The organism is Bradyrhizobium sp. 2TAF24, from assembly GCF_052115025.1.
Taxonomy (GTDB): domain Bacteria; phylum Pseudomonadota; class Alphaproteobacteria; order Rhizobiales; family Xanthobacteraceae; genus Bradyrhizobium_A.
The window spans coordinates 244,608-262,529 of sequence record NZ_JBFRFW010000004.1 but is presented as its reverse complement, the minus strand read 5'-3'; the positions used below and the strand labels follow the sequence as shown (position 1 = coordinate 262,529).

Annotated in this window: 17 protein-coding genes; 9 read left to right on the top strand and 8 right to left on the bottom strand. The window is 68.3% G+C overall.

Annotated features, from left to right (window positions below; translation table 11 throughout):
- Nucleotides 1-17: 17 nt before the first annotated feature.
- The gene (gene pdxR / locus AB4Z37_RS09070; protein ID WP_441516379.1) at nt 18-1,487 is read right to left on the bottom strand and encodes a MocR-like pyridoxine biosynthesis transcription factor PdxR; all 1,470 of its coding nucleotides are present in this window, start codon (nt 1,485-1,487) and stop codon (nt 18-20) included.
- Between the two features lie 29 nt (nt 1,488-1,516).
- On the opposite strand from pdxR, the gene AB4Z37_RS09065 reads away from it, so the two are divergent.
- From AB4Z37_RS09065 to AB4Z37_RS09050, 4 genes are all read left to right on the top strand, one after another.
- A complete protein-coding gene (locus AB4Z37_RS09065; protein WP_441516378.1) occupies nt 1,517-2,914 on the top strand; it encodes an MATE family efflux transporter in 1,398 nt (465 codons plus the stop codon).
- A gap of 61 nt (nt 2,915-2,975) precedes the next feature.
- Nucleotides 2,976-3,497: a cupin domain-containing protein gene (locus AB4Z37_RS09060; protein ID WP_441516479.1), complete on the top strand. Its 522-nt coding sequence runs from the start codon at nt 2,976-2,978 to the stop codon at nt 3,495-3,497.
- Nucleotides 3,498-3,563: 66 nt separating this feature from the next.
- Entirely contained in the window at nt 3,564-3,962 is a 399-nt protein-coding gene (locus AB4Z37_RS09055) for a hypothetical protein (protein WP_441516377.1), read from the top strand.
- Between the two features lie 95 nt (nt 3,963-4,057).
- On the top strand, nt 4,058-4,489 hold the full coding sequence (locus AB4Z37_RS09050) for a GNAT family N-acetyltransferase (RefSeq protein ID WP_441516376.1): 432 nt from the start codon (nt 4,058-4,060) through the stop codon (nt 4,487-4,489).
- Nucleotides 4,490-4,501: 12 nt separating this feature from the next.
- On the opposite strand, the gene AB4Z37_RS09045 is transcribed toward AB4Z37_RS09050, so the two are convergent.
- Complete coding sequence (locus AB4Z37_RS09045) at nt 4,502-7,396, bottom strand: EAL domain-containing protein (RefSeq protein WP_441516375.1); 2,895 nt, start codon at nt 7,394-7,396, stop codon at nt 4,502-4,504.
- 223 nt (nt 7,397-7,619) lie between these two features.
- Between AB4Z37_RS09045 and AB4Z37_RS09040 the strand changes: the two genes are divergently transcribed.
- Entirely contained in the window at nt 7,620-7,982 is a 363-nt protein-coding gene (locus AB4Z37_RS09040) for a methylamine utilization protein (protein WP_441516374.1), read from the top strand.
- A gap of 34 nt (nt 7,983-8,016) precedes the next feature.
- Here AB4Z37_RS09040 and AB4Z37_RS09035 read toward each other — a convergent pair whose 3' ends face one another.
- Nucleotides 8,017-8,982: a hypothetical protein gene (locus AB4Z37_RS09035; protein WP_441516373.1), complete on the bottom strand. Its 966-nt coding sequence runs from the start codon at nt 8,980-8,982 to the stop codon at nt 8,017-8,019.
- A gap of 450 nt (nt 8,983-9,432) precedes the next feature.
- Here AB4Z37_RS09035 and AB4Z37_RS09030 point away from each other — a divergent pair, with 450 nt between their 5' ends.
- Entirely contained in the window at nt 9,433-9,588 is a 156-nt protein-coding gene (locus tag AB4Z37_RS09030; protein ID WP_441516372.1) for a hypothetical protein, read from the top strand.
- A gap of 35 nt (nt 9,589-9,623) precedes the next feature.
- On the opposite strand, the gene AB4Z37_RS09025 is transcribed toward AB4Z37_RS09030, so the two are convergent.
- Entirely contained in the window at nt 9,624-10,640 is a 1,017-nt protein-coding gene (locus AB4Z37_RS09025; protein WP_441516371.1) for a cytochrome-c peroxidase, read from the bottom strand.
- A 145-nt stretch (nt 10,641-10,785) separates the two neighbouring features.
- Nucleotides 10,786-11,721 (bottom strand): GlxA family transcriptional regulator, encoded by a 936-nt coding sequence (locus tag AB4Z37_RS09020; RefSeq protein ID WP_441516370.1) that lies wholly within the window; start codon nt 11,719-11,721, stop codon nt 10,786-10,788.
- 103 nt (nt 11,722-11,824) lie between these two features.
- Between AB4Z37_RS09020 and AB4Z37_RS09015 the strand changes: the two genes are divergently transcribed.
- A complete protein-coding gene (locus AB4Z37_RS09015; RefSeq protein WP_441516369.1) occupies nt 11,825-12,244 on the top strand; it encodes a hypothetical protein in 420 nt (139 codons plus the stop codon).
- A gap of 9 nt (nt 12,245-12,253) precedes the next feature.
- Here the strand turns inward: AB4Z37_RS09015 and AB4Z37_RS09010 are convergent, their stop codons facing one another.
- The 3 genes from AB4Z37_RS09010 to AB4Z37_RS09000 all read right to left on the bottom strand — a co-directional run bounded on the left by AB4Z37_RS09010 (nt 12,254) and on the right by AB4Z37_RS09000 (nt 14,387).
- Nucleotides 12,254-12,916 carry a DJ-1/PfpI family protein gene (locus AB4Z37_RS09010; RefSeq protein WP_441516368.1) on the bottom strand — a complete coding sequence of 221 codons (663 nt, stop codon included), beginning with the start codon at nt 12,914-12,916 and terminating at the stop codon, nt 12,254-12,256.
- Nucleotides 12,917-13,022: 106 nt separating this feature from the next.
- Nucleotides 13,023-14,009, bottom strand: a complete 987-nt coding sequence (locus AB4Z37_RS09005; protein WP_441516367.1) for a GlxA family transcriptional regulator — start codon at nt 14,007-14,009, stop codon at nt 13,023-13,025.
- 72 nt (nt 14,010-14,081) lie between these two features.
- Nucleotides 14,082-14,387, bottom strand: a complete 306-nt coding sequence (locus AB4Z37_RS09000; protein ID WP_441516366.1) for a putative quinol monooxygenase — start codon at nt 14,385-14,387, stop codon at nt 14,082-14,084.
- Nucleotides 14,388-14,641: 254 nt separating this feature from the next.
- Between AB4Z37_RS09000 and AB4Z37_RS08995 the strand changes: the two genes are divergently transcribed.
- On the top strand, nt 14,642-15,613 hold the full coding sequence (locus tag AB4Z37_RS08995) for a sugar-binding transcriptional regulator (protein WP_441516365.1): 972 nt from the start codon (nt 14,642-14,644) through the stop codon (nt 15,611-15,613).
- A 71-nt stretch (nt 15,614-15,684) separates the two neighbouring features.
- A complete protein-coding gene (locus AB4Z37_RS08990; RefSeq protein WP_441516364.1) occupies nt 15,685-17,736 on the top strand; it encodes a bifunctional aldolase/short-chain dehydrogenase in 2,052 nt (683 codons plus the stop codon).
- Nucleotides 17,737-17,922 lie beyond the last annotated feature (186 nt).

Here is a 17,922-nt window from a genome sequence, read left to right as displayed (position 1 = left end):
GACGCGGCGCGCCGGCCTCACGGGGTGAGGAGGCGCGCCAGCCGCCGGATGGCGGTGTCGATCGCGTCGGTCTCGATCTGGCCGATGCCGAACACGAGGCCATCGCCGCCGCCGTGATCCCTGCGGTAGGCCCGTGCGGTCTGGATGGCAATGCCGGCGTTGCGGGCGCGGGTGGCGAGCGCCGCCGCGCTCTTGCCAGGCGCCGTCAGGGCGGCGAGATGCAGGCCGCTCGACGATGGAATAAGCGTCAAGGCCTTGCCGAGGTCGCGCTGGATCGCCGCCGTCAGGGCGTCATGCCGCTCCGCATAGATACGCCGCATGCGCCGCACGTGGCGCGCAAGATGGCCGTCGTCGATGAAATGGGCGAGGGCGATCTGCTCGAGCAGCGGGCATTGCCAGTCCGCGAGCTGCTTGGCTGCGACGAGCGCCCGCCGCAGCCACGGCGGCGCAACGATGAAGCCGAGCCGCAGCGCCGGGAACAGGCTCTTGGAGAACGTGCCGACATAGATCACCTGTCCGGCGCGGTCGAGGGTCTGCAGCGCGTCGAGCGGCCGGCCGTGATGGCGGAATTCGCCGTCATAGTCGTCCTCGATGATCACGGCGCCACGGGCGTGGGCGAATGCTATCAGCGCCGCGCGGCGTTGCGCCGACAGCACGGCGCCGAGCGGGAACTGGTGCGACGGCGTGGTGTAGATCAGCGTGGCCGCGCGCGGCAGCGCGTCGACCACGAGGCCCTGCGCATCGACCGCGACCGGATGCAGCCGTGCGCCGGCCGCGGCGAGGACATGTGCAGCCGGCGGATAGCCGGGATCCTCGACTGCGGCGACGGTGCGGTTCGGCGTCACCAGCACGCGGGCGATCAGGTCGAGCGCCTGCTGCGCGCCGGCGGTGACGATGATGTCGTCCGCCGTGCAGGCGACGGCGCGGGCGAACGAGACATGGCGGGCGATGGCGGCGCGCAGCGGCGCCAGGCCGTCCGACGGGCCGAGGTTGCCGCCGCGGCGCGCAAGCTCGCGCGCCGCGCGGGCGATCGAGCGCCGCCACACGTCATGCGGAAACCGCCTCGTATCGGGAATGCCGATGCGAAAGTCGAACGGCGCCGATGCGGCGATGGGGTCGGTGAGGCCGCCGTCGCGCCAGGGCGAGCGGATGCGGGCCTGCAGCACACGCGGGTCGAACGCCGGCGGCGGCTGTGACGGCCGCGCCGCGCCATCACGCACGAAGGTGCCGGCGCCGCGCCGGCTGACGACCAGCCCCTCGCTCAGCAAGAGGTCGTAGACCGCGAGCACGATGTTGCGGGAGACACCGGCCTGCACGCCGAATTGGCGCGTCGAGGGCAGGCGGGTGCCGCCGATCCGCCGGCCGCTCAGGATCTCGGCCTTGAGCTCGCGGTGCAGCCGTTCCGTCAGGGTGTCGCCGCGCCCGGCGACGGTGGCCGCGCCTGCTGGATTGGCTCCATCGTCTTTACGTTGATTGGACCTTTTCATGGAGCCAATTATCAGGGCACGCTGAACCCATGACAAGGGTCGAGACGATATCCGCCGCCGGGCCGCCGCGCTTCCGCCACGGCGCGGCGCCGGCGGGCCGCCTGCTGCAGGCGCCAGTGCTGCCGACGCTGTTGCGCCTCAGCGTGCCCAACGCGGTGTCGCTGTGCGCGGTCACCGCGATCAGCATCGCCGAGACCGGCTATGTCGGTCGCCTCGGCACCGATGCGCTCGCCGCCATCGCGCTGGTGCTGCCGGTGTTCATGCTGCTGCAGATGATGGCGATCGGCGCCATGGGCGGCGGCATCACGGCGGCGGTGGCGCGCGCGCTCGGCGCCGGCGACACCGCCCGGGCGACGGCGCTGGTGCGCCATGCGGTGGTGATCGCCGGCTGTGCCGGGCTCACCTTCACGCTCGTCATCATCGGCTTCGGCCGGCCGATCTTCCATTGGCTCGGCGGCGACGGCGCGGTGCTCGACGCCGCGCTCGCCTATGCGCGCGTTGCCTTCGCGGCCGCGGGGGCGATCTGGCTCACCAATGCGCTGGCGTCGGTGCTGCGCGGCACCGGCGACATGATCGTGCCGTCGGCGACGTTCGTCGGCATCGCACTGCTGCAGATCACGGTCGGCGGCGCGCTCGGCCTCGGGCTCGGGCCGCTGCCGCGGCTCGGCATGGCCGGAGTCGCGTGCGGCGTGCTGGTGGCCTACACCACGGCGGCGATCGGGCTGGCGCTGTATCTGGCGTCGGGCCGCGCCCGCCTGCGCTTCGACTGGCGCCTCGCACCGCTCGATCCCAGGCTGTTCGGCGAGATCCTGCGCGTCGGCGCGCCGGCGTGCCTTGCCGCCTGCCAGGCGATCGGCGCATTGCTGGTGCTGGCGCATCTGGCGGCGCAACTCTCCACCGACGCGCTCGCCGGCTATGGCATCGGCGCGCGCCTCGAACTGCTGATGATGCCGCTGACCTTTGCGTTCGGCGTGTCGGCGACGCCGATGGTGGGCGCCGCGATCGGCGCCGGCGATGTCGCGCGGGCGCGTCGGGCGGCGTGGACGGCCGGTCTCCTCGGTTTTGGCGCGACCGGCCTGCTCGGCCTGATCGTCGCGGCCGTGCCGTCGCTGTGGGTCGCGCTGTTCAGCGACGATGCCGCCGTGGTCGTGGCCGCGAACACCTACCTGCATCTCGCGGGACCGGCGTTCGCCGGCTTTGGCCTCGCGCACTGCCTTTACTACGCCTCGCAAGGCTCCGGCCGCATCGTGCCGATGGTGCTGGCGCAATCATTCCGCCTGCTGGTGGTCGTGGCCGGCACGATGTGGATCACCCGCGCGGGGCTGAGCCTGTCGCGGCTGGTCCTGCTCGCCGCCGCGGGGCTCCTGGCCTATGGCCTCGGCGCCATCGTCGCGATGTCGACGAGCCGCTGGGACGCGCGTCCCTGATCTGAACCGCGGGTTTCGCCGGTGCGGCGCATCTCGCAGAGGAGATATGACGATGACGACAATGACTGCCCTGATCCCGTCCGGCACGAGCTGGCGGCTTTGCCGCGGTCCGCTGCCGGCCGCTGCCGCGGGCCTTGCGGTCGCGATGGCGATCGGCAGCGCGGCGGCGCCGCTGCAGCGGATGGCCGATCCGCAGTCAGCGCTGTCGGGCATCATCTGTGCCGCCAATGCCGCCGACGGACGCGATGCGCGGCAGCAACCGGTGGTGACGCCGGTGACATCCCACGCGCTGCCGAACGTGCCGGGCAAGCGCGTCACCGTGGTGCGGGTGAGCTATGGTCCCGGCGGGTTTTCGCCGCCGCATCATCACAGCGGCTCAGTGACCGCCTACATCATCAAGGGCACCATCCGCTCGCAGCTCGCAGGCGGCCCGGTCGAGACCTTCAAGCCCGGCGAGAGCTTTTTCGAGCCGCCGGGCGCGGTGCATCTCGTGTCGGAGAATGCCAGTGTGGTCGAACCGGCGGAGCTGCTCGCGGTCTTCGTCGCCGACGAGGGCGCGGAACTGACGACCTATCACCAGTGATGTGCCGCCGGTGCAGCATGGTGAACAGGGCATTTACCCTGTTCTTAACCAGTTGGCCGTAACACCATGGCTGTCGCGCGTGAGGCCGCTTCCAGTGTAGCGACAGGCGGCGTGGTGATGAGTGGTCCGATGGCCGTGGTGAAATGGGCGGCGCTGGGCGTCGTGGCGCTGGCGCTTGGTGGTTGCTGTACCTCGGGCCTGTGCACCGCGCCGTCACCCGTGGGCGTGCAGATCGCCTGGGACGGCGCCGGGTCGCGTCCGTCGGAGACGCCGCAGCCGGTCAAGCGGCCGCGCCGCCCGCGCCACGAGATCGTGCTTGGCCCGCTCAATGCCGTCGCGCCCGCCACGGCGGCGGGGCGGTCGAACCCGATCGACGCCTATGCGCAGCAGCAGAGCGAGGCCGATGCCGCGGAGCAGGAGCTCAGGCAGCATCTCGTGATCTGCCGCGACTGCCTGGCGCGCTGAGCGCCGCACAGCCGGGCGCCGGCATTTCGCAGCCTTGCGCTGCGGCCGCGCCCGCGCAATCCTCGCCATCGCTTGATCCCGGCGGGAGCGGCGGCATGAATCCGGTCATTGAGGTCTCTGTCGTCGTCGATGCCGCCGCCATGCAGGCGATCGGCGGCGGTCTTGCACGCTTCAACGCCGCGGCGGCCGGCTATGGCGACCAGCGCGCACTCGCGGTCGTGGTGCGTGATCCGGTCTCGGGGCAGCCTGCCGGCGGCGCCACGGGGCGATCGTCGTTCGGGCTGCTGTTTCTCGACCTGCTGTTCCTGCCCAATGTGCTGCGCGGCCGCGGCATCGGCGCCGAGGTGTTGCGCCGGTTCGAGGACGAGGGGCGCCGGCGTGGTTGTCGTGCCGCCGTCCTCTACACCATCAGCTTCCAGGCGCCGGACTTCTATGCCCGCCATGGCTGGCGGCGGTTCGGTGAGATCGCCTGCGATCCGCCCGGCACCAGCCGCATCTTCATGACCAAGTCGCTGCGCGAGGAGTGACCGTGCGTGGCCTCAGGAGACCTTGATCCGTGTGACGGTGCGGCTGCGCGGGCCGCTGTGCCACGCCATGATCACCGACGCGAGCTCGGTGGCCGGCACCGGCGGACTGAACAGGAAGCCCTGGGCTTCGCTGCAGCCCTCGGCGCGCATCCGGTTCAACTGCTCGACCGTCTCCACGCCTTCGGCCGTGGTGCGCATGCCGAGGCTCTTGCCGAGGCTGATGATGGCCCGCACGATGAGGTCCGATCCATCCGTCGTGGTGGCGTCCTTGACGAAGGAACGGTCGATCTTCAGCTTGTCGAACGGGAAGCTGCGCAGGTAGCTCAGTGACGAATAGCCGGTGCCGAAGTCGTCGAGCGCGATGCGCGGCCCCAGCGCGCGCAGCTCGTGCAGCGTCGCCAGCGTCTCGGCGCTGTTGGCGAGCAGCACCGACTCGGTGATTTCGAGCTCGAGCCGGCGCGCCGGCAAGCGGGAGATGGCCAGCGCATCGGCAACGGCCTCGATCAGGCGCGGGCTGCGGAACTGGACCGCGGAGATGTTGACGGCGACCTTGAGCTCGTTCGGCCAGGTCACCGCCTGTTCGCAGGCATGCAGCAGCGCCCACTCGCCGAGCGGGATGATCAGTCCGATTTCCTCGGCGATCGGGATGAACTGATCCGGCGAGACCAGGCCGCGGACGGGATGACGCCAGCGCAGCAGCGCTTCGAAGCCGCAGATCTCGTTGAGGCTGAGATCGTACAGCGGCTGGTAGAACAGCTCGAACTGGTCGCGCTCCATCGCCTCGCGCAGGTCGAGCTCAATGGCGCGCCGCTCCTGCAGGATGGCGTCCATCTCCGGCTCGAAGAAACGCCAGGTGCCACGGCCGTCGGTCTTGGCGCGGTACAGCGCGACGTCGGCGTTCTTCAGCAGCTTCTCGCCATAGGTGCCGTCGCCCGGCGCCAGCGAGATGCCGGCGCTGCAGCCGATCACGATGCGCTGCTCGCCGAACTCGTAGGGCTGGCCGACGCATTCGACGATGCGGCGGGCGAGGCGCGCCGCATCCTCGGGCGCCTCGATGCCGGACTGGATGATGGCGAACTCGTCGCCGCCGAGGCGGGCGACGGTGTCGACCTCGCGGACGCAGGCGCGCAGCCGGTCGGCGACGGCGCATAGCAACTCGTCGCCCACCGGATGTCCCAGCGTGTCGTTGACCTGCTTGAAGTTGTCGAGGTCGAGGCAGAACACCGCGAAGTTCGAGCCGCGCCCGGCCTGGGCGATCGCCTGCTCGATGCGCTCGGCGAGCATCGAACGGTTGGGCAGCTTGGTCAGGGCATCGTGGCGGGCCATGAAGGCGATCTGGGATTCCGCCTTGCGCTGTTCCGTGACGTCCTCATAGGTGATCAGCCAGCCGCCATCGGCCGTCGGCCGGTAGGTGACCGCGACGATGCGTTCGTCGCTGAGCTGCAGGAAGTAGCTGCCTGCCTCGTTCTGCACGATGCGCTGGTGGTCCGCGAGCAGGTCCTCGGCGCTCTGGTCGGCATGGTTGCCGGCGGTGACGCTGAGATCGAGCACCTCGGCGAATGTCATGCCTGATCGAACCCGGGCGAGATCGAGGCCGAAAATCTCACAGAAGCGGCGATTGACCACCTGCAGCCGCGCCTCGCGGTCGTACAGGCACAGCCCCTGCGACATGTTCTCCAGCGCCGCGTCGAGCCGCAGGTTGGTGGCGTGCAGCTGGGCTTCCTGCTGCTTCAGCGCGGTGATGTCGCCGTAGACGATGATCGAGCCGCCTTCCTGGGTGGTGCTGCGGCTGACGCGCAGCCAGCGCCCGTCCGGCAGCCGGGCCTCGCTCGCGGTCTCGGCGTCGGCGCTGCTCGGTGCGGTGTCCGGGGTCTGCTCGGGCGACAGCAGCTCCGGATACAGCAGCTGCGGTGAGCCGTCGATGAACTCGCAGGCCTGGGCGTTGGCGAGTGCGATCTTGCCGTCCGCGTCGAGCATCACGACGCCTTCACGGGAGCTCTCGAGGGCATCGGCAAGGCGGGCCTGGGCGGAGCGCCGCTGGGCGATCTCCCGCTCCATCATGGCGCGGATGTTGTCGCGCATCACGCCCATGGCCTTGAGCAGCATTCCCAGCTCGTCGTTGCCGCCGGCGGGAATGCGGGTTTCGAGATCGCCATCGGCGATGCCGCGGGCGGCTGCGGAGGCCACAGCGACCGGCCGGATGATCCGGCGCGACAGCAGCCAGGCGATCAGGCCGGACAGCAGCAGCGCGGTGGCGAGGCCGGCGAGATTGAGGCGCAGCTCCTTGTCGATGGCGGCGAGCGCGCGCTGGCGAAACAGGAAGCCGTCGCCCGCGGTGTAGTTGACCAGCAGCTCGACTTCCTGATCGACGATCTTGGAATACTGGTCGACGTCGCTGATCAGGACGGCGCCACCGCTTGCGGCCTCGGGGCCGCCGAGCGCCTTGAGGTGCAGCTTCTCCCAGGCGGTCGCGGCATCCTGCGCCTTGCGGGCGGCGGCGGCGGCACGGGCGGACTGCGAGCGCTCGGCGGCGATCGACAGGTCCTCGGTGAGGGTTTTGGCGAGCGAGGCGATCTCTTCGTTGAGCGCCTTGCGGACCGCCGGGTCGTCGGTCGCCAGGCTGCGCGCGAAGGCGGCGCGCATGGCGGAAAAGTCGGCCGCCGCGGCGCGGGCATAGTTGATCGACATCAGCGATTCGTCGAACGTCTTGGCCACCAGCTCGCCGGCATGGCGGATGCCAAGCGTCGCGTAGGTTCCCATCACCGCGGTGATGATGCACATCGCAAGGCAGGCGATCAGGATCTGGCTGCGAATGGTGCTGAACGTCGTGACGAGACGCGGCAGCCAGCGGCCCGTCAGGCGAGCGGCGGCGCTACCATCTGCTCTATCGACAATCGGCGAACGCATTCAGCTACTTTACATTAACATCTTGACCTGGGCGCCGCCGGATAATGCCCGGCACTTACGCGCGGCGGTAATGTGGCGGCTTTCTCTTAAATTGCCGTTGTTAATTGCTGCGATCGATTGCGTGATCGTTAAGGCTTTCTTACCCGCTTTCGGTATAGTTCCACGACCCGTGCGCAGGGCCGCAACGTCTCGCGCGTGCAGGATTGACCGTGAGAGAGGGTGAATGATGCGGCAATGGGCGCGGCGGCTTCAGCTCGGCAAAACGACGGGCATTCACCTCGCCGTGGTGACGGCCGCGGGGCTGCTGGCCGGCGTCGCCATCGGCGCCGCGCCCCACGTCATTTCGCAGAAGAACCGGGAATTCAAGCCGGGCGAGGTCGCGATCCAGCGCGGCGAAACTTTACAGTTCGTTAACGATGACGGCGACCTGCTCCATCACATCTATTTGAACGCCAGCGCATTCAAGTTCGATTCCGGTGATCAGCAGCCGGGCAGCAAATTTGATGTCACGTTCACGGCGGTCGGCGATTTCACCGTGCTGTGCGCGATCCATCCCAAGATGAAGTTGCTCGTTCACGTCAAGTGACGGCGGCGGTCGTCGTCGGCGCGCGCCGGGGGCGCTACAGCACGGCCGTGCTGAACAGCGCGGCGTGCCCGACATAGTAGACCAGCAGGGTCGCCACCAGCGCCGCGCTCATGCTGAGCGGCGCCAGGATCGGATGGCGGCGGTCGCCGACCTGGACGCGGTCGTCGGCCATGATCGCGAACAGCACCGCGATGATCGCCGAATGGCCGATGGTGTCGAGCTTGCCGAACTCGAAGCACGCGCTGATGAACATGCCGGCCAGGATGATGGCCGCGACGCGGCGCACCAGCGGCGTCCAGATCAGCGCGAAGGCCAGCACGAACTCGACCATGCCCGCGGCGCGCATGTAGAATTCGGCGCTGAAGCCGAAAGTGAGTGCCGGATGCTCGATGAAGATCGGGAAGCTCCACTCCGGATAGGCCCACTTCTCGATCGAGGCCCACATCAGCGTGATGCCGGTCGCGATCCGCACCACGTCCAGCGGCCGCACCCCGAACAGGTCCTTCTGCAACCCGGTGAGGGCGAGGTAGGCGGCGACGCCGAGGAAGATCGGGTAGTCGGCGAGGTGGAAGGCGCCGTAGTCGTGCACGGCGATGCCGAACAGCACCACGATCCCGAGCGCGGACAGCGGCATCGTGCGCCGCCACAGCAGCCCCGCCGCGGTGAGGAGCTGGATGGTCGGAACGATGGTCGACGTCGTCTTCAGCTCGGGGGTTAGGATGATACCGCCGGTCGCCCAAATGGAAATCAGGAAGAAGCCGCACACCGCGCGGACGATCAGTTCGGTGTTGAGCATGATGCGGTGGGTCGCCGCGTTGAGGGCGCGGGTCATCGCGTCACCGATGAAGCTCCGCTCGACCAGGCATCCCATCAGCAGCCAGAACAGCGCGATGCCGAGCAGCAGCTCGAAGTCCTGACAAAGGACGTTTTCCAGCCCGCGCGGTTGCCCGGCGACGTCGTAGGCGCAGAACCATTTCACATGGGCGTCGGCTGTGCGCATCCCGGCGACGCAGAATAGCGCGGTCAGAACCAGCCTTGCGAGCGATGGCCCCGTGCTGAATTTGAATCCGACCCGTCGCGCGCCATGGTTAACAGTTAGTGAATTATCACTCGTCATTAAACTTCAACCACAGCGTTTATTTTCGATTAATTATAACTGGATTTGATTTAACTTTCGATCGTTGAGTTTCATGGTGTGGTTTTGTGGTTAATGCTGGCCACCACTTGGCGACGTGCGAAAAATCTGCTGTCGCAAGCAGATACCGCGGTGCAATCGTGCTGGCGCAAAGCGGCTGGAGATCAAGGAACGTGTCGCTTGCGGTATCATTTCACCGAGCGCGCCGGGCGCTCGCGCAGCGCTCAATGATGGATGTCTCGAATTTTAGCGATCGGACTCATCGGTCCTGAATGCGCATCACGTAGTCAGGCTCCGTCATTGTGGAGCAGGCCGATGGTCGAGATCATCAACATTGCAAAGAATTGTCGTAACGCTGCGGCTGCGCGCCTTGCGCAGGCCATGCGCTCGGATGCCGTTGTCGGCTGCATGGGCTGGCTGCTGATTGCGGGGTTCGGCGGCATCGGTGCGATCCTGCCGCACATGCCCTGAACGGCGCGTCGCGCGATCGGCCGCTTCGACGGCCGTCAGCGCAGCGGCGGCGGTGCGTTCGGTGTCGCAGGCGCGCCGGAAAGCGTCTGCAGGAAGGCAATCAGATCGGCCTTCTCATCCGGCGTCAGACCGAGCGGCCTGATCTCCGGCGACCGGCTGGGACGGTCGATGCCACCCTTGTCATAGAGATCGATGACCTGCTGCAGTGTCGCGGCCGAGCCGTTGTGCATGTAGGGCGGCCGCTTCGCGGCGTCGCGCAGCGTCGGCGTCTTGAACGCATAGCGCAGCTTGACCGAGGTCGGGAATATCTGTCCGCGTCCAATGTCGTCGCCCTCGGCGGTGCCGATGTCGTGGAACGAACCGTCGGTGAAGGACGGGCCGTTGTGGCACGCCGCGCAGTGCGCCTTGCCGTTGAACAGCGCGAAGCCGCGCTTGGCCTGCGCGCCGATGGCGCTTTCATCCCCCATGATCCAGCGGTCGAACGGCGCTTCACCTGCCGTGATGGTGCGCTCGAAGGTGGCGAGCGCCTGCTCGATCCGCGGCCGCGTCACCTTGGCGTCGCCATACGCCCGCGTGAAGGCATCGGCATAGCCCGGTGCTGTCGTGAGGCGCTTGATCAGTTCCTGTTCGGTGATGTCCATGTTGGCCGCGCTGCTCAGCGGACCGAACGTGACCGATTCCAGATCGGCGAATTTGCCGTCCCAGCCGAGCGGCTCGGTGAAGGCGACGTCGATCAGGGTGGGCGAGCGTAGCGCCATCTCCTTGACGCCGACCGCATGCGGGAGGTTGTCGCTCCAGGCGCGCGCCGGATCATGGCAGGTTGCGCAGGAGATCGTCTTCGAGCCCGACAGCTGCGGATCGAAGAACAGCTTTTCACCGAGCGCGTGCTTGGCGTTGCTGAAGGGGTTGCTGTCGGGAAACGGGATCGCGGCCGGACGGCGGTAGCTCGCGCGTACGGCGGCGGGGTTCTCGGCCTGACCGGTTGCGAACAACGCAAGGGGCAGGCCCAGCAGCAGTGCTGCGGCAACGGAATAGCCGGCCCAGGTTCTCATCATAGCCTCTCGGCTGGCACCTTGGCGGACTATGGTTGCAGAAGTTTTAACAGCCGCCGCCGGGGCCATCCGGGGTTCCCATGTCGGGCTCCCCATGGCTGACCGGTGACGAAAAGGGCAGCGCCGCGCGGCGAATGCGTCGTGCTCAGGCTGCGATCCCGAAGCGGCGGCGATATTCGCCGGGCGTCAGCCCGAGTGCGCGCTGGAACACCTTGCGGAAGGCGGCGGCGTCCTCGTAGCCGGTCTGCCAGGCGACCTGGCTCAGCGGTTGCCGCGACAGTTCCAGCAGTTCGCGTGCCTTGCTCACGCGCAACTGCTGCAGATAGATGGTCGGCCGCAACCCGGTGGCGCTCTGGAACCGGCGCAGGAAGGTGCGGCCGCCAAGGCCGGCCTGCGCGGCCATTTCCGCAACACTGACCCGGCCGGCGAAGGCGCCGTGCAGCCAGTGCTGCGCTTTCAGCACCGCAGCGTCGCCATGGTTCAGCCGTGGCGCGAACGGGCTGTAGAAGCGCTGCTCGCGGCCGCGCGGATCGGCCAGGAAGTGGCGCGCGACGTCGAGCATGATCGCGGGGCTGAGAAAGCGCTCGATCAGGTGCAGGCCGAGATCGACCCAGGCCAGCAGGCCGGCCGCGGTGACGATGTCGCCGTCGTCGATCAGCAGCCGCTCGGTCTCGATCCGGGCACGCGGACACAGCGCCGCAAGCTGCTCACCGAGCGCCCAGTGGGTGGTGGCACGGCGGCCGTCGAGCAGCCCGGTGCGTGCGAGCACGAAAGCGCCGACGCACACTGAGGCGATCACTGCACCCGCGCGGTGCTGGGCGCGCAGCCAGTCGAGCAGCGTTGCATCCGCAGGCGGGTCGCCGTTCACCGCGCTCGGCGGCAGCACCACGGCGTCGAGTGCCGCGAAGGTTTCGGCGCCGACTTGCTCGGAGGCGAGCTGCACGGCCATCAGCTCCGGGGCACCCGCGGCCCGTCCCAGTTCGTCGGCCTTGGCGATCATGTCGGAGAGGCCATGCAGCGCGGACAGCGTCACGCCGGGATAGGCGACAAGGGCGATGCGGATCGGAGTCTTTGTGCGCATGTGTCACATATGACCTGATCTTTGTCGCTTTCGCCACTGGCGTGTCTGGCGCCGGGCGCGATCATGCCGATCCGTTTTTCGGACTGCGACGAGGATCGTACTCATGACGCTCAACGACAGAATCCTGAACGTTTCGCTGCTGGCGGGCGTCGTCTATTTCTGCTGCATGGCGGTGGCGCATTTCACCGGCTTCAAGGTGCCCGTGCTGTTCGTCTACTACGACGTGCCGTTCTACGCCTATCAGGACAAGATCATTTCGTTCTGCGCCTTCACCTACGCCTGCCTGTTCTATGCGGCAGCGCAGCACCGGCCGACCGTGCCGGCGGCACTGGTCGCGATCTCTGTCACGGTGCTTGGCCTGTCTGCAGTGAACATCTCCGATGCGCTGCGCAGCGTGTTGAACGGCGCGCCGACCACGGCCTACTGGATCCAGACGGTGATGATCGCAGGCTATGCGGTGTGGCTGATCGTGTTCTATCTGCGGTCTGGCGCCGCGCAAGCGCAGGCCGCGGCGGCGCGCTGAGGTCCGCGGTTACGCGTCCGCGGCGGTCGCAAGCGGCGGTGGGACGAACGCGGCCGACATCAGGGCGCGCAAGGCCGTCACGTGCGCCGGGTCGGCCTTCGCAGGATGGCCGCTGTCGAACGGCGGATCGGGATCGTACTCGATCGCGAGCTGCAGCGTGCGCGCCACGCGCTCGCCGGAGATCCGCGCCGCGAGCGCCAGCGCCATGTCGATGCCGGCGGCGACCCCGGCTCCGGTAACGATCTTGCCGTCCTCGACCATACGCGCGCTGACCGGCGTCGCGCCGAATGCGGTCAAGCGATCGAGCGCTGCCCAGTGCGAGGTGGCGCGCACCCCCTGCAGCAGTCCGGCGGCGCCGAGAATGAGGCTGCCGGTGCATACCGACGTGGTGAAGCGCGTGGTGGTGTCGATGCGGCGCACCCAGTCGAGCGTTGCCGGATCGTCCTGCATCGCGGTGGCATTGCCGGCACCGGGCACCAGCAGGAGGTCGGCACGCCTCACATCGGTGAAGCCGGCGTCCGCGGTCAGTGTCATGCTGGTGTCGGTGTGGATCGGGCCCGCATGCTTCGCCACCCGCACCGCCTCGACGCCGGGCAGCCGGCTCAGGATCTCGTGCGGACCGATCAGATCGAGGGCGGTCATGCCATCATAGAGCAGGAATGCGAACTTCATCGGGGTCTCCCTTGCGCGCAGCCGCTATGCGCCATGTGATGCAGGGATGATGAAGGCGGGGTCCGCCACGGACCATGACAAATACATGGCCATTGCTGCCAGCGTGTCAGGCGTTTTGTGCCGCCTGTGCGAACGCGCGGCGATAGCTCGAGGGCGAGGCGCCATAGCGCTTGGCGAACGCCTTGCTGAATGCGGTGGCGTCGGAGAAGCCGGCGCGCGCCGCCACCGTGCTCACGGGAATGGCGTCGTCGCCGAGCAGCGTGCGGGCGCGGTCGAGGCGGAGCTCGGCGAGCAGCTTGCCGGGCGCGAGGCCAAACACGTCGCGGCAGCGGCGGTGGAACGTGCGCTCGCTCATGCCCATGGCGTCCGCCATCGCCGCGACGCTGACGTCGTCGTCGAGGCGCGTCTCCAGCCACGGGATCAAGCGGCCGAGGTCGGGGCCCGGCCGGGCCTGCAGCGACAGCGGCGTCGAGAATTGCGACTGGCCGCCCGGCCGCACCAGGTGCAGCACCAGCATGCGCGCGATGGCGAGCGGCACGTCGGCACCGAGATCGCGGCCGACGATCGCCATCGCGAGGTCGATGCCGGTGGTGACGCCGGCCGAGGTCCAGACATGGCCGTCCTCGACGAACAGCGCCTCGCGCTCCACCGTCGTGTCGGGGAACGCGCGCGCCATTTGGTCGAGCGCCAGCCAGTGGGTGGTGGCGCGGCGGCCGGCGAGCAGGCCGAGCGCGCCGAGCATGAACGCGCCCGAGCATACCGAGACGACGCGGGTGCTGCGGCGGGTCGCGCGCGCGATCCAGCCCATCAGTGCGCGGTCGCGTAGCGCCGCGCGCAGCGGCGCCTCGGTCGCGCCGGGGATCACCAGGGTGTGGATCGTTTTGGGGGCCGCGTCGAGCGGCGCGCCGCCGAGCGGCAGCCCGGCGGATGACGTCACCAGCCCCCGCGCGCTGACGAAAGACAGCTCATAGGCCGGCTGGCCCGAGAGCTGGCCGGCCAGCGCAAACACCTCCGCCGCGCCGGCGACATCGAGCAGCTGGACGCCGTCATAGAGCACGAAGACGACAGAGCGAGGCTTGGCAGCTTTGGACATAAATTGGTCTTAGCAGCCAAGCCGGCAGCCGTCCATCGTTCCCGCCGAGACCGTGGGGCGGCTGTCTTGGCGTCAGAGCACTTCGTATTGGGTGCGCTCACGGGTCGCGAGCCGCGGCAGCGCCTGCTCGACGATGAGCTGCTTGAAGTGCGGCGTCTGCTGGTGCTCGGCATAGGCGGCCTCGTCGCGGAACACCTCGTAGAGGAAGTAGCGGGCGGGTGTCGCGCGGGCGCGATGCACGGTGACGCTCAGCGTGCCGGGCTCGCTGCGCATCTGCGGCACGAAGCGGGCGAGGATGTCGGCGATCGCCGCTTCCTCGCCGGGCTTGGCCTCCCAGAGCGCGGTCACCACGAAGCCGTCCTGCGTATCTCTGGTCATGTCGGATCTCCTGTCTCGGTTGGGGCGTGCCGCGGACGCTGTGACCGCGGCGACGGCAGGAGGCGTAGCAGGGGCTGGCGCGCGGGTGCTTCGACGCCGCTCGAAGCGTCCGGCGATGCCGCATGACCCGCTGGGGCATTGCGATCCAATTCTTATTTAATTGATTTATTTGATTTATTTCCGTCGCGTGACGTGGAATTGACTTTTGTCAACTCGCGTGAATAATGTCTAAAAGCACACAGGGAAGGGAGACCATGGCCATCCGCGCGACCGACCGGATCATGCACAAGGCCGCCTGGCTCTATTATATGCATGGTCTGCGGCAGGACGAGGTGGCCAAGCACCTCGACATCTCGCGCGCCTCGGTGGCGATGTATCTGCGCCGCGCCCGCGAGACGGGCATCGTCAACATCTCCACCTCGACCCAGCTGTTCGCCGACGACGTGCTGGCGCGCGAGCTCGAGGACGCCGTCGGCCTCGACGCGGTGTGGGTGGTGCCGGACGACAAGAAGGCGCGCGACCCCTCAGCCGACATGCCGGTGCTCGCCGCAGCTGTGTTCCTCGAACTGATCAAGACCGGCGACCGCATCGGCATCGCCTGGGGCAACACCGTCTACCAGATCGCCGACGTCATGCCGTTTGCCGACCTGCAGGACGTCACCGTGGTGCAGCTGTGCGGCAATCTCGGCGCGCCCTATGCCTACCGTCCGGACCAGTGCACCACCGAAATCGCCCGGCGTCTCAACGCCAAGGGCATGAACTTCTATGCGCCGCTGGTGCTGAGCTCGCAGCGCCTCGCCGACGAGCTGCGCCGCGAGCCGGTGATCCAGGAGCAGCTCGCGACCATCGCCGACTGCGCGCTCGCGCTGTACTCGGTCGGTGGCATCGAGGCCGACAGCCATCTCGTGATGTGCGGCGCGCTCACGGCCGCCGAGATGCTGGCGATGGGCGAGGTGGGCGCCGCCGGCGTCATCGCCGGCCAGCTCATCGACGCCGACGGCCAGCTGCTCGACTGCGACCACAACCGCCGCTGCATCTCCGCCGATCTCGCCTCGCTGCGGGCGATTCCGCGCCGCATGCTGGTGGTGCAGCAGGAGGAGAAGTTCGAGGCGCTGACCGCCGCGCTCAAGGGCGGCTTCGCTTCGCATTTGATCGTCACTGCCGCGCTGGCGCGGCGGCTGCTCGAGCGCTGGCGCGCGGAAGGACTGACGCGACCGGCGGCGTGACATCGAACCATCTGGATGAATGAGGCGGTGGAGCGTGTTCCGCCGCCATTGATGCTCAAGGAGTGAAGGGTATGGAGAATCTCTGGCGCGACAGCGATGCGGAGGCCATCGTCGCGCAATATGCCAAGAAGGGTGTCAGCCGCGATCTCGCGCTGCGGGTCTACACCACGCGGCTGCTCGGTGGCGATCCGCGCCTCGTGCTGCATGGCGGCGGCAATACCTCGCTGAAGACCACGGTCACGGATCTCGTTGGCGACAGCTGGGATGTGCTGTGCGTCAAGGGCAGCGGCTGGGACATGGGCATCATCGAGCCGCAGGGCCTGCCCGCGGTGAAGCTCGGCGCGCTGTTGAAAGCGCGCAAGCTCGACCGCCTGTCGGACGAGGACATGGTGGCGCTGCAGCGCGCCAACCTCATCGATCCGTCCTCGCCCAATCCGTCGGTCGAAACGCTGTTGCACGCGTTCCTCCCGCACAAGTTCGTCGACCACACCCATTCGACCGCGATCCTTGCGATTGCCGACCAGCCCGACACCAGGCCGATCGCCGACGCCGTGTTCGGCCCGAAGATGGGCTTCGTGCCCTACATCATGCCGGGCTTCGACCTCGCCAAGGCCGCGGCGGAGATCTACGAGCAGGATCCGAGCGTCGAGGGCCTGATCCTCGACAAGCACGGCATCTTCACCTTCGGCGACACCGCCAAGGAAGCCTATGGCCGCATGATCCATTACGTCACGCTGGCGGAGGAGCATGTGCGCACGCGCCGCAGCCCGCTGACGCCCGTCACGCTGCCGGGCAAGCTTGCCAAGCCCGAGGAGATCGCCTCGATGCTGCGCGGCGCCGTCGCGGTGGATCGCGGCGAAGGCCGTTTCGACCGTATGGTGAGCGAATTCCGCACCTCGCCGCAGGTGCTGGAGTTCGTCAATTCCGCGCAGGCCGAGGATATCCTTGCCCGCGGCGTGTCGACGCCGGATCTGTCGATCCGCATCAAGACCGGGCCGATGATCCTGCCGGCGCCGGAGGCCGACAAGCTCGGCGATTTCCGCAAGATCATCGACGAGCGCACCGCGGCCTACGTCAAGGCCTATACGGCGTACTTCAACGACAACGATGCCAACGACGACATCAAGCGCACCATGCTCGACCCGATGCCGCGCCTGACGCTGGTGCCGGGCCTCGGCATGTTCGGTCATGGCCGGACGCTGAAGGATGCGAAGATCGCCGCCGACGTCGGCGAGATGCTGATCGAGGCGGCGCGCGACGCCGAAGCCGTCGGCCGCTTCCAGCCGCTCAGCCGTGCCGACCTGTTCTCGCTGGAGTACTGGTCGCTGGAGCAGGCCAAGCTCGCCGGCGCCAAGCCCAAGCCCCTCACCGGGCAGGTGGCGCTGGTCACCGGCGGCGCCGGCGCCATCGGCGCTGCCACCGCGAAAGCGTTTGCGCGCGAGGGCGCTCATGTCGTCGTGGTCGATCTCGACGGCGCCAAGGCGGCTGACGTCGCGAAGAGCGTCGGCAACAACGCCATCGGCGTCGCCTGCGACGTCACCGATCCGGCGTCGGTGCGAGCGGCGTTCGATGCCGCGGTCAAGACCTTCGGCGGTGTCGACATCGTGGTGTCGAATGCCGGTGCGGCCTGGGAAGGCGCGATCGCGACCCTCGACGACGCCCTGCTGCGCAAGAGCTTCGAGCTCAACTTCTTCGCCCATCAGCATGTGGCGCAGAACGCGGTGCGGGTGATGAAGGCGCAGGGCACCGGCGGCGCGCTGCTGTTCAACGCCAGCAAGCAGGCGGTCAACCCCGGCGCCAGGTTCGGCGCCTACGGCCTGCCCAAGGCGGCGACGCTGTTCCTGTCGCGCCAGTATGCGCTCGAGCACGGCAGCGATGGCATCCGCGTCAACGCCGTCAACGCCGATCGCATTCGCTCGGGGCTGCTCAGCAACGACATGATCGCCAGCCGCTCCGCGGCGCGCGGCCTGTCGGAGAAGGACTACATGTCCGGCAACCTGCTGGGCCAGGAAGTCACCGCCGACGACGTGGCGCAGGCCTTCCTGCACCATGCGCTGGCCGAGCGCACCACCGCCGACGTCACCACCGTCGACGGCGGCAACATCGCCGCAGCGCTGCGGTAACGTTGCGGAGGTTGCGAGGGGCGCGGCATGGCCAACAACAGCCGTGCCTCGCACTCGGCCTCATCCTGAGGAGCCCGCATCGCGGGCATCTCGAAGGATGAGGCCGAGGCACGGGCCTCATGGTTCGAGACGGCGCTGACGCGCCTCCTCACCATGAGGGGAGAAGGTGCTGCCTACGTATTCTGC